The 13,147-nt window shown below is 56.5% G+C and carries 9 protein-coding genes; 7 read left to right on the forward strand and 2 right to left on the reverse strand.

Going from position 1 to position 13,147, the window contains the following annotated elements; all coding sequences use genetic code 11:
• Nucleotides 1-32: 32 nt before the first annotated feature.
• Nucleotides 33-1,103, forward strand: a complete 1,071-nt coding sequence (locus H6F57_RS20960; RefSeq protein ID WP_277873727.1) for an FAD-dependent oxidoreductase — start codon at nucleotides 33-35, stop codon at nucleotides 1,101-1,103.
• A gap of 7 nt (nucleotides 1,104-1,110) precedes the next feature.
• Here H6F57_RS20960 and H6F57_RS20965 read toward each other — a convergent pair whose 3' ends face one another.
• Both H6F57_RS20965 and gltB read right to left on the reverse strand, forming a co-directional pair.
• On the reverse strand, nucleotides 1,111-1,290 hold the full coding sequence (locus tag H6F57_RS20965) for a hypothetical protein (protein WP_190628250.1): 180 nt from the start codon (nucleotides 1,288-1,290) through the stop codon (nucleotides 1,111-1,113).
• A gap of 306 nt (nucleotides 1,291-1,596) precedes the next feature.
• Entirely contained in the window at nucleotides 1,597-6,276 is a 4,680-nt protein-coding gene (gltB, locus tag H6F57_RS20970) for a glutamate synthase large subunit (RefSeq protein ID WP_313933608.1), read from the reverse strand.
• Nucleotides 6,277-6,735: 459 nt separating this feature from the next.
• Between gltB and H6F57_RS20975 the strand changes: the two genes are divergently transcribed.
• The 6 genes from H6F57_RS20975 (at nucleotide 6,736) to fusA (ending at nucleotide 13,126) form a co-directional block, all read left to right on the forward strand.
• Complete coding sequence (locus tag H6F57_RS20975) at nucleotides 6,736-8,562, forward strand: phosphodiester glycosidase family protein (RefSeq protein ID WP_190628254.1); 1,827 nt, start codon at nucleotides 6,736-6,738, stop codon at nucleotides 8,560-8,562.
• Nucleotides 8,563-8,846: 284 nt separating this feature from the next.
• Nucleotides 8,847-9,266 (forward strand): cupin domain-containing protein, encoded by a 420-nt coding sequence (locus H6F57_RS20980; RefSeq protein WP_190628256.1) that lies wholly within the window; start codon nucleotides 8,847-8,849, stop codon nucleotides 9,264-9,266.
• A gap of 92 nt (nucleotides 9,267-9,358) precedes the next feature.
• A complete protein-coding gene (locus H6F57_RS20985) occupies nucleotides 9,359-9,757 on the forward strand; it encodes an iron-sulfur cluster assembly accessory protein (RefSeq protein ID WP_190628259.1) in 399 nt (132 codons plus the stop codon).
• Between the two features lie 131 nt (nucleotides 9,758-9,888).
• A complete protein-coding gene (gene rpsL / locus H6F57_RS20990; protein ID WP_073606926.1) occupies nucleotides 9,889-10,263 on the forward strand; it encodes a 30S ribosomal protein S12 in 375 nt (124 codons plus the stop codon).
• Between the two features lie 191 nt (nucleotides 10,264-10,454).
• The gene (rpsG, locus tag H6F57_RS20995) at nucleotides 10,455-10,925 is read left to right on the forward strand and encodes a 30S ribosomal protein S7 (protein ID WP_190519252.1); all 471 of its coding nucleotides are present in this window, start codon (nucleotides 10,455-10,457) and stop codon (nucleotides 10,923-10,925) included.
• 125 nt (nucleotides 10,926-11,050) lie between these two features.
• Nucleotides 11,051-13,126, forward strand: a complete 2,076-nt coding sequence (gene fusA, locus H6F57_RS21000) for an elongation factor G (protein WP_190628261.1) — start codon at nucleotides 11,051-11,053, stop codon at nucleotides 13,124-13,126.
• Nucleotides 13,127-13,147: the final 21 nt, after the last annotated feature.

Genomic DNA, 13,147 nt, shown 5'->3' on the forward strand with positions numbered 1-13,147 from the left:
TAGGATGTTGAGCAACGGCTACACACCAAAATTTGGAAGAAATGGGTATGGAAGATGTAGTGGTCATTGGAGCGGGTATGAGCGGGCTGACGGCAGCTCGTCAGCTTCAGCAAGTTGGCCACCAGGTAATAGTGCTCGATAAGTCTCGCGGGCTTGGGGGGCGCTTAGCCACTCGTCGCCGTGGTCTTACGGCTATCGATCATGGGTGTCGGTATCTACAGCCTTTTTCTGACCCCACGCTCAGTTGTCTGCCTGCGTTTTTGGAGACTGGTATTCTACAGCCCTGGGAGCCAGAGACGTTTACTCTAGAGGTCGCCGGTGCCCTCAAGGCCATGCCGACGGAGACATTTTATGTAGCCCCTCAGGGCATGAGCGCTGTCGCCAAGACTCTGACTTCAGGGCTGGCTATTCACCGCCACTGGCGCGCTACAGCGCTAACTCCGCTGTCCCAGGGCTGGCGAATTGAAGGAGAAATTTTGAGTGGCGATCGCCAAGAACAACCTATCTCGATAGAAGCTAAGGCTGTGATTATAGCTATTCCTGCCCCACAAGCCGCCGTTTTGGTAGATCGGGCTGCGCCCCAGAACGAAGGCTTGGCCAAACTCATGCACCAGCTTCAGAACGTAGAGTTTGACGCCGTCATTACGGTAATGGCTGGATACAGCCCTGATCAATCTGTCAGCCTTCCGGCTCAAACCTCTCGGGGTGGCTGGATGGCAGTTGGCAACAGACAATCGGTACTACGTTGGGCCGGATTAGACAGCAGCAAGCGCACCGACTCGCAAGAGCCGGTGGTGGTTATACACAGCAGTGCGGCCTTCGCGGCCAGCAACATCGATCGCTCCGATCTAGAGCCCGCTGGCCACGAACTACTAGCTGCGGCAGCAGAGAGTTTGGCGTCTTGGCTCAGCTCTCCAACTTGGATCCAGGTTCACCGCTGGCGCTACGGTTTTGTGCGACAGCCCCTAAGCTCTCCCGTTCTATATTCTCCATCAGTGCCAACTCTAGCGGGTTGTGGCGACTGGTGCAGTGGAGGGAATGTCGAAGGCGCGATCGCCTCAGGTCGCCAAGCCGCTCAGCTGATCGCCACAGCCCTGAAATAGCGCTGGTCTAAGCGTTGTTGTTGGAGTATTCGCTATTCTCTTTATCTTCGGTGTTGTCCTCATCCGTTGCGCCGGTATTGTTGCGGCGGAAGAAGCGCTGATTACCCGCCCGCTTTTTGCGGAATTTGCGGGCATAGGCCTGGTTGCGAAGAGCTTTTTCTTTTTTCGGGTTGCGACGCTTAGACATTCAATAACCTCAGACAACAGGGCAGACGAGATCAGTAAACAAGGACACGGCACCTACAGCAGGGATATAACCCCGATCTCAGGCTTAAGTAGACCCCTAAGGCCCATAAAAATCTCAAGCCGGACGATCTGCCCGCACCGGCATTCGTCAACTTACGACATGCCAAAACTAGAGATTTACTGTAACACAAAGGGATACCAGGGCAGGCCCCTATTTTGATGGGGCTTGGGAAAAGTGGTGAGCGACATTGCTTGAGAGGGAAACGATAGTCAGAGGCAGCCACCGGCCATCGTTTCCCTAATTGCCCTACGACTGGCTGGAACTCAGTACCTTCTCTGCCCCAGCAGTATCAGGGTTAGCCTCTGGAGTGTCGGCTTCAGAGGGCGGCACTACTTGCCAGAACTGAGGCAAGTAGTCGTTCCAGTTGGCCAGAACCGCCTTGGCCTTGGGGCTGCCAGTATGAGCTAGGTGGGCCTCAATCAGCGCTTTGAGCTGGGCTTCCCCAGCGGGGGTAATGACCCGCTGAACTTTGACAATCTCGGGATTGACCCGCACCGGAAAACCGCCGGTTTCATCTAGAAAGTAGGCTAGGCCGCCGGTCATGCCAGCCCCCACGTTACGGCCCACCGGCCCTAACACGACAACTACACCACCGGTCATGTATTCACAGCAGTGATCCCCAGCGCCCTCAATCACCGCTTGCCCTTTGGAATTGCGCACGGCAAAGCGTTCGCCAGCGGTGCCCAAGGCATAGAGAGTACCGCCGGTGGCTCCGTACAGACAGGTGTTGCCAACAATCACGTTGGTCGATGGATCGTAGGTAATGCCAGCGGGGGGCTTGATCACAATCTCGCCGCCGTGCATACCCTTGCCAACGTAGTCGTTAGACTCGCCCACTAGGGTTAGGGTCATGCCCGGTAGATTAAATGCTCCAAAACTCTGACCGGCACTGCCCTCAAAGTTCAGATTAAGCTGCCCTTCAAACCCACTGTTGCCGTACTTTTCGGCGATCGCCCCGGCAACCCGAGCCCCAATTGTGCGATCGGTGGTGACCACACTATAGGTTTTGGTCACCGTGCCCTGGTTGTGAATGGCGTGCTGAATATCAGCGTCGGCCAGCATGTCGTCGTCGAGTACAGGGCCGTTGCTGTGAACGGCTTGGTGGTTCAGCCAGGTGCGATCGCCCCGCCCATCGGGCAGATCCATCAGAGTAGTTAGATCGAGGGCCTTGGTCTTAACCAAGGAGACATCAGTACGAGGTCTAAGCAGATCAGCCCGGCCCACAATGTCGATCAGGGAGCTGTAGCCCAGGCGGGCCAGCAGCGATCGCACCTCTTCGGCAATGTAGAAGAAGAAATTCACTACGTGCTCGGGCACGCCAGTAAACCGCTGGCGCAACTCTTCTTTTTGGGTGGCGACCCCCACCGGACAGTTGTTGGTGTGGCAGACCCGAGCCATAATGCAGCCCTCGGCAATCATGGCGATGGAGCCAAAGCCAAACTCTTCAGCACCCATTAGGGCACCCATGACGACATCCCAGCCGGTTTTTAGGCCGCCATCAACCCGCAGGGTGACGCGATCGCGCAGCTCGTTGTCCATCAGCACCTTGTGCACCTCGGTGAGGCCCAGCTCCCAGGGCACGCCGGCGTGCTTGATGGAACTCAAGGGCGATGCCCCGGTGCCTCCGTCATGGCCCGACACCTGAATCACATCGGCATTGGCCTTAGCAACTCCGGCGGCGATGGTGCCAATGCCCACTTCAGATACCAGCTTCACCGATACTCCGGCCTTGGGGTTGATCTGGTGCAGGTCAAAAATCAGCTGAGCCAGGTCTTCAATGGAGTAGATGTCGTGGTGGGGGGGCGGTGAGATCAGCGCTACTCCAGGCTTTGAGCGGCGCAGCATAGCGATGTAGGGGCTTACCTTTTTGCCGGGTAGTTGACCGCCCTCACCGGGTTTGGCCCCCTGGGCCAGCTTGATCTCAATTTGATCGGCGTGCATCAGGTATTCAGGGGTGACCCCAAACCGTCCTGAGGCCACCTGTTTAATGGCGGAACTGGCTGTGTCGCCGTTTTTCAGACCCCGCAGGTGGGGAAAGGTGGGAGACTTGCCCTCAGCATCCACATCGGAGAGCACCTTGAAGCGCACTGGGTCTTCGCCCCCTTCGCCAGAGTTTGACTTGCCGCCAATGCGGTTCATGGCCACCGCCAACACCTCGTGGGCCTCGCGCGATAGCGCCCCCAGCGACATGCCTCCGGTGCAGAAGCGGCGCATAATTGCCTCGGCCGACTCCACCTGATCGATGGCGATGGGCTGGCGATCGCTCTCAAAAATCAGCAAATCACGCAGGGCACTGAGAGGGCGATTTTCGAGCTGGGCGCGGTACAGCTCGTAGTGGTCGTACTGGCGATCGGCCACCGCTTTGTGCAGCAGCTTCGACATGGCGGGGTTGTTCATGTGATATTCCCCGCTAGGCCGCGACTGCACGAAGCCCATGTTTTGCAGGCGTTTGGCCGATAGCTCAGGAAACGCTCGCTGGTGGAATTGAATCGTTTCTTGGGCCAGATCTACTATGGAGAGCCCGCCCAGCCGAGAAGTGGTGCCCCGGAAGGCCAGATCCAGCAGGTCGGGGCCGATGCCGATGGCTTCAAAAATCTGCGCCCCCCGGTAGCTGGTAATCAGCGAGATGCCCATCTTTGAGAGAATTTTCAGCAGGCCAGCATCCACGGCCTTGCGATAGTTGTCTTGAGCCCCGTTGAGGGTAGACACCGGCAGCTTGCCCGTTTCCATCAGCTTTTGGGTGCGGCTGTCAGCCCACCAGTGGCGCACCGACTCCAGCGCTAGGTAGGGGCACACAGCGCTGGCCCCATAGCCAATTAGGCAAGCAAAGTGGTGGGTGCTCCAGCACTGGGCCGTATCGACCACCAAGGAGGCGCGCATGCGCAGCCCGTCGCGAATCAAATGGTGATGCACCGCGCCCACCGCCAGCAAGGGGGGGATATAGCTAATGTCGGCGCTTAGTGGGGTAGGGTTTCCCTGAATGTCAACGCGATCGCTCAGCACCAAAATGGTTTTACCGGCCTTAACGGCTGCGTCGGCGCGATCGCACAACGCTGCCACAGCTTTTGCCAAACCCGTAGGGCCATCTTCAGTGGCATACAGGGTTGACAGGGTGGCGGTGGCAAAGCCCGACCCATGGATGTGCTCTAGCTCTACTTCATTGATCACCGGGCTTTCTAGCTTGAGCAGGTGGGCGTACTTGGGCTGTTCATCCAGCAGGTTGCCCTGGGCGCCAAGCTGAGTGGCCAGCGACATCACCAACCGCTCGCGTAGGGGGTCAATGGCCGGGTTGGTCACCTGGGCAAAGCGCTGCTTAAAGTAGTCATAGAGCAGGTGGGGCTTCTCGGACAGCACCGCGTGCGGCGTGTCGTCGCCCATACAATAGGTGGGCTCTTTACCCTGGGCCGCCATGTCTTGAATGATCATGTCTACGTCTTCGACGGTGTAGCCAAAGGCGCTTTGCTGGGGCAGCAGGTCGGCGGCGGGGTAGAGGGTCGCCTCCGTAAATAGCTGGGGCTGGATCTCGGCTCGGTTGCCCCTGAGCCACTGGCCGTAGGGATGCCGAGTGGCAACCCGCTGTTTAATAGCCCAGTTTTTGAGAATTTCCTGACTCTGTAGATCGACCGCAATCATCTGGCCAGGGCCTAGACGACCCTTCTCTAAAATGTCTTCGGGGGCCACATCGAGCACCCCTGCTTCCGACGACACCATTAGTAGATCGTCTTTGGTGACTATGTAGCGGGCTGGGCGTAGGCCGTTGCGATCGAGGGTGGCTCCCACCTGGGTGCCATCGCTAAAGACGATCAGCGCTGGGCCATCCCAGGGTTCTTGCAGACCGCTGTAGTACTCGTAGAAATCGGTGATTTCGGGATAAGCGTCTAGCTCGGGCTGGTTGTTGTAGGCCTCGGGCACCATCATCATCAGGGCTTCCTGGGGAGAACGGCCCGATCGCACCAGCAGCTCCATGACGTTGTCGAGGTTAGCGGAGTCGCTGTTTTCGGCGTTGACGATGGGCTTGAGTAGCTCGACGCGATCGCTCCACACCGGATGGTGAAGATCGGTCTGGCGCGCCACCATCCAGTTGATGTTGCCCACCAAGGTATTGATTTCGCCGTTGTGACCCAGCAGCCGCATGGGGTGGGCCAGGGGCCACTTGGGCATCGTATTGGTGCTGAACCGACGGTGGTACACAGCAAACGAGCTGATGTAGTCGGGATTGCGGAGGTCATCGTAGAAGGCTGTCAGCACCGCCGAGCGCACCATACCCTTGTAGACAATCGTGCGGCAGGAGCAGGAGCACACGTAGAACTCCTTTAGATCGGCTACAGAGGCCGCCTGCTCCTCAGAATTGGCGGCCGCCTTGGCGACCAAATGCAGCACCTGACGACGCACCAGGTAAAGCCGACGCTCCAAGTCTTCGCCGGTCTCTGTCGCTGAGGCGATCACCAGCTGCTCAATGCGAGGTTGGTACTGCTTCGCCAAAGGACCCAGCACGTCAGGACGTACAGGCACAGGACGCCATCCCACCACGCTCAGCCCTTCGTCATTGACTACCTGATTAAAGGTGTCGCGCACAAAGGCCGCCGTCTCACTGTGGTTGGGTAGAAAGATCATCGCCACACCAGTGCGATCGCTCTCCAGCGCCCCATATCCCTGCTCCTCTGCCCAGCGGTTTAACACCGACCACGGAATGGCCGTCATTACTCCTGCCCCGTCACCAGAATCCTGGTCGGCGCAGCAGCCCCCCCGGTGCTCCATGCAGTCGAGGGCTGCTAGGGCCTTAGCTACCAGATCGTGGCTGGCGCGATTCTGGCGGTCGGCTAAAAAGCCTACGCCGCAGGCGTCGCGTTCTTCAACTAGCGACTTTGGCCCCCAATTTGGCCATTCAGAACGGGTGTGCTGCCGAGGTTGGTAGGGGTGATTCACAGGTGTACGTCCCATGGAAAAGGAAAACAATTAAGGTGTGGTGAAAGCAGAGCAACGGATTTAGCTGGGAGAACTAGCCTAACAGCACACATCCCACAGCAAGACGGCAGCGCCTTTAAATCGAAGCGCAAGTCGTAGTCTAGAGATCGGGTCAGAACTAGATATCTGATCCCATGTATTCGAGCAACCTCGGGCAGGCTTAGGGGCAATGCCAGCATCTCGGTCGCGGAGGGAACTAGGGGGAATGGCCCTAGTCATAAAGCATTGGCGCACTTAGTGCTTGATTTGTAATTTACAGACTTTATCAGTAGTTTACAAACCTTAGACCTAGCATGTAGCCACAGCTTCTTAGAATTAAGCGGCAGTAACGGTAGCGATTGCTTCAAAACCCTCCTAAATAGCGTTTGATTGCCTCGTGATTTGCCGTTTTACCCCGTCAGCATTGGACCTTATACCGCGATGGTTTCTATGGTTAAATGGCCAGCCTTGACATTACGTTTTCGCTTTTGCCTGGGGCGCCGCTGGGTAGTGGGAGGCTGGATTGGCTGGCTGGGGCTGAGTGCTGTGGCGGCGATCGCCCCCAGTCCCATTCTAGCTGTCCCCCCGGCCTCGCCACCTGCTGAGACAGTCATAGCCGATGCGGCCGCAACCCCTGCCACCCAAGGCCAAACCCTGACCATCAACGGCAGCCCTGCCGCCGTTCCTTGGGTGATAGTCAATGGTCAAATTGGCTTGGCCGACTACGGCTTGACTGCGTATCTGGGGGCCACCCTACTCAACAATAGTGATCCCAGTCGACAGCCTGTGCAGTGGTTTACTGCGCCTAGCAGCGCCGTAGAACTCTCCGCCTGGGTTCAGGGTGGCTATCGGTTTCTTGACATCATGCCCCTGGCGGCCCGCTATGGCTGGCAGGTACAGCCCCAGGGAGGCACTTTGCAAATTACCACTGCTCCAGCTCAGGTAGTAGCGCTGCGCCGCATTGCTCAACCTGGCGGTGAGCGCTTGATCGTAGACCTGTCAGGCCCAGTGCCCGTTGCCCTGGCCGACAGTGCCGACGCCCTGACCCTCACTCTGGGGGCCACTGCCGATAGTCGAGTAGTTGGCGATGCGATCGCAGCTCCCGCCGGATCTTATTTAGGAGCGCTCACCGTTTCCCCTACGAATGGCGGTATCCGCCTCCAGACCAGCACCAGTTATCCGCCCCGTCTGGTTACCCAGGCCAATCCTCACCAGATCGTGATCGACATTCGTGCCGACAACCTTCAGCCCCACAGCATTGCTTGGGCTCCTGGATTGCGCTGGCAGCAGCGGTACATTTCTGTAGCCGGTCAGCCGTTTCCCGTCTATTACTTACAAATCGACCCTACTCAGACCAGCCTGCGTCCCATTTGGACTGACCCCACCACGGCGACGGGCACCGCTCCGTTGACGACCATTGCCCAGCGGTGGCAGGCGGCCGCTGCCATCAACGCCGGGTTCTTCAACCGCAACAACCAATATCCCCTTGGGGCCGTACGGGCCAACAACACCTGGATCTCAGGCCCCATTCTCAGTCGTGGGGTCGTGGGGTGGAACGATCAGGGCCAGGTGCGTATGGAGCGTCTGGCCCTTCAGCAGACTCTTACAACTTCTAGCGGTCAGACTTATCCAGTGCTGACGATCAACAGCGGCTATGTGCAAGCAGGCATCGGCCTCTACACCCCCGCTTGGGGGACAACCTACCGTCCTGTGATCGAAAGCGAAACCGTGGTTACGGTAGTGAATGACGTGGTTACAGCCCAGCAGCCTGCGGCCACTATTGCCCCTGGGGGACTTCCAATCCCTCCCAACGGCTATCTGCTGGCCCTGCGATCCTACGCTACCGCTGCCCAAGCTCTGCCACCGGGGCAGCGGGTGACCATCGCGTCTGATCTCCTACCCGCGACGATGGCTCCCTTTCCCAACTTAATTGGCGGTGGGCCGTTGCTGATTCACGATCGTGCCCTCGTCCTCAATGCCCAGCTAGAGCAGTTCAGCGCCGCTTTTGGCACCCAGGCTGCCCCCCGCAGCGCCATCGGCCTCACCGCCACTGGCGAAATTCTGCTGGTTGCCGTCCACAACAGCCCCCGAGGCCCAGGCCCCACCCTCGATCAGCTGGCTCAAATCATGCTCCAGCTAGGTAGCACCAACGCCCTCAATTTAGACGGCGGTAGCTCCGCCAGCCTCTATCTAGGTGGTCGGCTCGTCAATCGCTCCCCCCGCACGGCAGCTAGGGTAAACAACGGCATCGGCCTGTTTCTCCCCTAGCTTTCGGGGCCGCAGCACTCCATCCTTGCCCCAAATTCTTTAAACCCTCAAAATAGGTATAAAGAATCTGTGTTTTTGTGTCTTGCCCTGCCCAGATACTCCGCTCTGTCGGTGTGCGCTTGTTAGACTGTTGCCTGAAAACCTTGCCCGAGCCTTGTGCATCTGAAACTCTTGGGCCAAAGAAAAAGTCTAATCGCAATGGGCACCATAGGAAAATGCGGTTCCATTGAGTCGCCTATCCTGCCGCAGTCCTATACATTCAGGTTCTAGGAGAATTATTGGGTATGCCAAAATTACAAGAGTCGATTCAGCCCACCGCGTTGGCCCTAGCCACTAGCAATGGCCAAGAAATTACCGAAACCGGGCTGCGTCCCTGGGGTTCTTATACCGTGCTCGAAGAGGGCCGAGGCTACAAAATTAAGCGCATCGAAGTCAAGCCTGGGCATCGCCTTAGCCTACAGATGCACCACCATCGCAGTGAGCACTGGATTGTGGTGTCTGGCACCGCCAAAGTAGTCTGCGGCGAAAACGAAATTCTTCTGTCTACTAACCAGTCAACCTACGTACCACCCTGCACCCAGCACCGTCTAGAGAATGTGGGCGTTATTCCCCTGGTGCTGATTGAAGTTCAAAATGGCGAATACCTCGGCGAAGACGACATTGTTCGTTTCCAGGACGACTATTCTCGGGCCGAAAATCTCTAGGCCATTGTCTTGCTAAATCAGCCCAGCAAAAGACGGCGGTGGTGCTAAGCTCAGCACTACCGCCGTCTTTTAACCATTACTGCCAAGTTCCCATGGTTCAAATTCGTCCCGCCGCTGCCCAAGAACTCAAACGACTGCTGCGTCGGCATACTGCCCACGGAGCCGAATCTTCGTCTCAGTTGTCTCAGATCTACCTCGCCCTTGAGCCGGGCGGCTGTGCCGACTGGACCTACCGCCTGACTGCCGACATCGCTCCCCAGCGATCGCTGGCAACCCTGACCTGCGGTGATATCAGCCTTGCAGTTCCCATCGACCAGGTAGATTTAGTCCAAGACCTCACTATTGACTACGCCGAAGACCTTATGGGCGGCGGGTTTCGCTTTGTTAACCCTTTGGCCCAGCGCACCTGCGGCTGCGGCAATGCCTTTGCTTTAAGCGCTGATACCCCGGTCACCCAAGACTGCACCGCCGCTCATTTACCGACGCCCTAAAGATCTGAATCTCTCAAGCGAGCAACGCTCCCAGTTGTAGAGTGTGGCGTTTGACCAAAGCCTCGTCAGAGTGCTAGCATTAGATCTTGTGAAAACTTGAGTTTTATCAGCCGTAGCAGCAAAAGCATCCTATGCCCACGATTCAGCAACTCATTCGGAGTGAGCGCCAAAAAGCCGACAAAAAGACCAAATCCCCTGCTCTAAAGAGCTGTCCGCAGCGTCGGGGGGTTTGTACCCGTGTCTATACCACCACTCCTAAGAAGCCCAACTCGGCTCTGCGGAAGGTGGCTAGGGTTCGCTTAACCTCTGGGTTTGAGGTCACCGCTTACATTCCTGGCATTGGCCACAACCTTCAAGAACACTCCGTAGTCATGATTCGTGGCGGTCGGGTCAAAGATCTTCCCGGTGTGCGTTACCACATCATTCGTGGCACCCTGGACACCGCTGGCGTAAAAGATCGTCGCCAAGGGCGTTCTAAATACGGGGCCAAGCGTCCTAAATCGTAGAATTGGCCAAGAGCGCTGGGTCAGGCGAGGACTTGTCACAGTCGAATGCATCAGGTTTACAGGTTAAGCCTTTTATTCGTTGCTGCTTTTAAGTGACAAGCTGCTCTGGCCTAGGTCTCATAATCTGCCTTCGCTAAGCATTAAGTTTATTTTGTCCACGCAGCTAGCCTTCAACCACTGGAACTTGAATCATGTCTCGCCGTACCGTTATTCAAAAGCGCCCGATTCCACCCGATTCTGTCTACAACAGCCGCCTCATCACTATGATGAGCCGTCGCTTGATGACCAGCGGCAAAAAGTCTCTGGCTGACAAAATCATTTACAACTCTTTTACGATCATCAAAGAGCGCAGCGGTGGCGATCCCTTGGATGTCTTTGAACGGGCGGTGCGTAATGCTTCTCCTTTGGTAGAAGTCAAGGCCCGTCGCGTGGGTGGTGCAACCTATCAGGTACCCATGGAAGTACGATCTGAACGCAGTGTCGCACTAGCACTGCGCTGGTTGACCCAGTTCGCGCGTCAGCGCCCTGGTAAATCAATGGCCATTAGGCTAGCTAATGAGCTGATGGATGCAGCCAACGAGACGGGTGGTGCAGTTCGCAAGCGTGAAGAAACTCACCGGATGGCAGAAGCGAACAAGGCCTTTGCCCACTATCGGTACTAATCTAAAACGGTGATTGTAGCTCAGAGCTTCTGCTCGATTGGCGATCGCTGTTTCTATTTCCTAGAATAAATTTGTTTGTTCAGGTTTGCCGAAGCGATCGGCTATAGAGCAAGAAGGAGGGAGCTGTGGCACGGACAACGCCCCTAGAGCGGGTTAGAAACATTGGGATTGCGGCGCACATCGACGCTGGCAAAACCACCACCACAGAGCGCATCCTGTTCTACTCGGGCATGGTGCACAAAATTGGTGAGGTTCACGAGGGTACCGCCGTCACCGACTGGATGGAGCAGGAGCGGGAACGGGGGATCACCATCACAGCTGCGGCCATCACTACCAGCTGGCGCGACCACCAGATTAATATCATCGATACCCCCGGTCACGTCGACTTCACCATCGAGGTCGAGCGCTCTATGCGCGTCTTGGACGGAGTGATCGCTGTATTTGACTCGGTGGGAGGGGTGCAGCCTCAATCGGAAACAGTGTGGCGTCAAGCCAATCGCTATAGCGTTCCTCGCATTGCCTTTGTCAACAAGATGGATCGCACTGGGGCCGATTTCTTAAAAGTGTGCGGTCAGTTGCGCGATCGCCTCGGGGCAAATGCTGTGCCGATTCAGATCCCCGTTGGGGCTGAGGGTGACTTCCAGGGCGTTGTCGACCTGGTTGCCATGCGTGCCCGCATCTATCACGACGATCTAGGCCAAAACTTTGACGATACAGAGATACCAGCCGATGTCCAGGATGTGGCAGAGGAGTATCGAGCCAAGCTAGTTGAAGCGGTGGCTGAGACCGACGATGCCCTAATGGAAAAATATTTTGAAGGGCAACCGCTGTCTTCAGCCGAAATCGTCAATGCCCTGCGTAAAGGCACAATCCAGGGCACTATCGTACCGGTTCTGTGTGGCTCTGCCTTCAAAAATAAAGGGGTGCAGCTGCTGTTGGACGCGGTTGTGGACTATCTGCCTTCTCCCCTGGAGGTGCCGCCGATTCAGGGGCATTTGCCCAATGGTGAGCTGGGTGAGCGGCCTGCCAATGACGATGTGCCTCTGGCCGCTTTGGCGTTTAAAATCATGGCCGATCCCTACGGACGGCTCACCTTCGTGCGAGTCTACTCTGGGGTGCTCAAGAAGGGCAGCTATATTTACAACGCTACTAAGGATAAAAAAGAGCGAATCTCTCGCCTCATTGTGTTGAAAGCCGACGATCGCATTGAGGTTGACGAATTACGAGCTGGGGATCTGGGGGCTGCCATTGGCCTCAAAGAAACCTTTACTGGTGACACCATCTGCGATCCTGCGGATCCAATCGTGCTGGAATCGCTCTTCGTGCCCGAGCCGGTCATCTCTGTGGCGGTAGAGCCCAAAACCAAGCAGGACATGGACAAGCTGTCTAAAGCTCTGCAATCCCTATCGGAGGAAGATCCCACCTTCCGAGTCAGCACTAATCCAGAGACTAACCAGACGGTGATTGCCGGTATGGGTGAGCTGCACCTCGATATTCTGGTTGACCGCATGTTACGGGAGTTTAAGGTGGAAGCCAACATTGGCGCTCCCCAAGTAGCTTATCGAGAAACCATTCGCAAGGCTACGAGAGCCGAGGGCAAGTTTATTCGCCAGAGCGGCGGTAAAGGCCAGTATGGTCATGTGGTGGTTGAGGTAGAGCCCTCTGAGGAAAGTAGTGGTTTCGAGTTTGTGTCTAAAATTGTTGGGGGAACTATTCCTAAAGAATATGTCTCCCCAGCTGAACAGGGCATGAAAGAGGCCTGCGAATCTGGTATCCTAGCTGGGTACCCCGTGATTGATTTAAAGGTTACTCTGGTCGATGGGTCTTACCACGATGTAGACTCATCAGAGATGGCCTTTAAAATTGCCGGGTCAATGGCGATGAAGGAAGCCGTCATGCAGGCGTCTCCCGTCCTTCTAGAGCCGATCATGAAGGTCGAGGTTGAAGTTCCAGAAGATTTTCTGGGTGACGTCATGGGAGATTTAAACTCCCGCCGTGGCCAGATCGAGGGTATGGGAACAGAGGTTGACGTTGCAAAGGTTACAGCCCATGTTCCCTTAGCTGAGATGTTTGGTTATGCTACCGACATCCGCTCTAAAACGCAGGGTCGGGGCATTTTTTCGATGGAGTTTAGCCACTATGGCGAGGTTCCTCGGAACGTGGCTGAGGCCATTATCTCTAAAAACACTGGGAACGCTTAGAAAGGAAAGGACACGTAACGT

The sequence above is a fragment of the Leptolyngbya sp. FACHB-60 genome, from assembly GCF_014695775.1.
In the GTDB taxonomy this organism is placed as follows: domain Bacteria; phylum Cyanobacteriota; class Cyanobacteriia; order Phormidesmidales; family Phormidesmidaceae; genus Nodosilinea.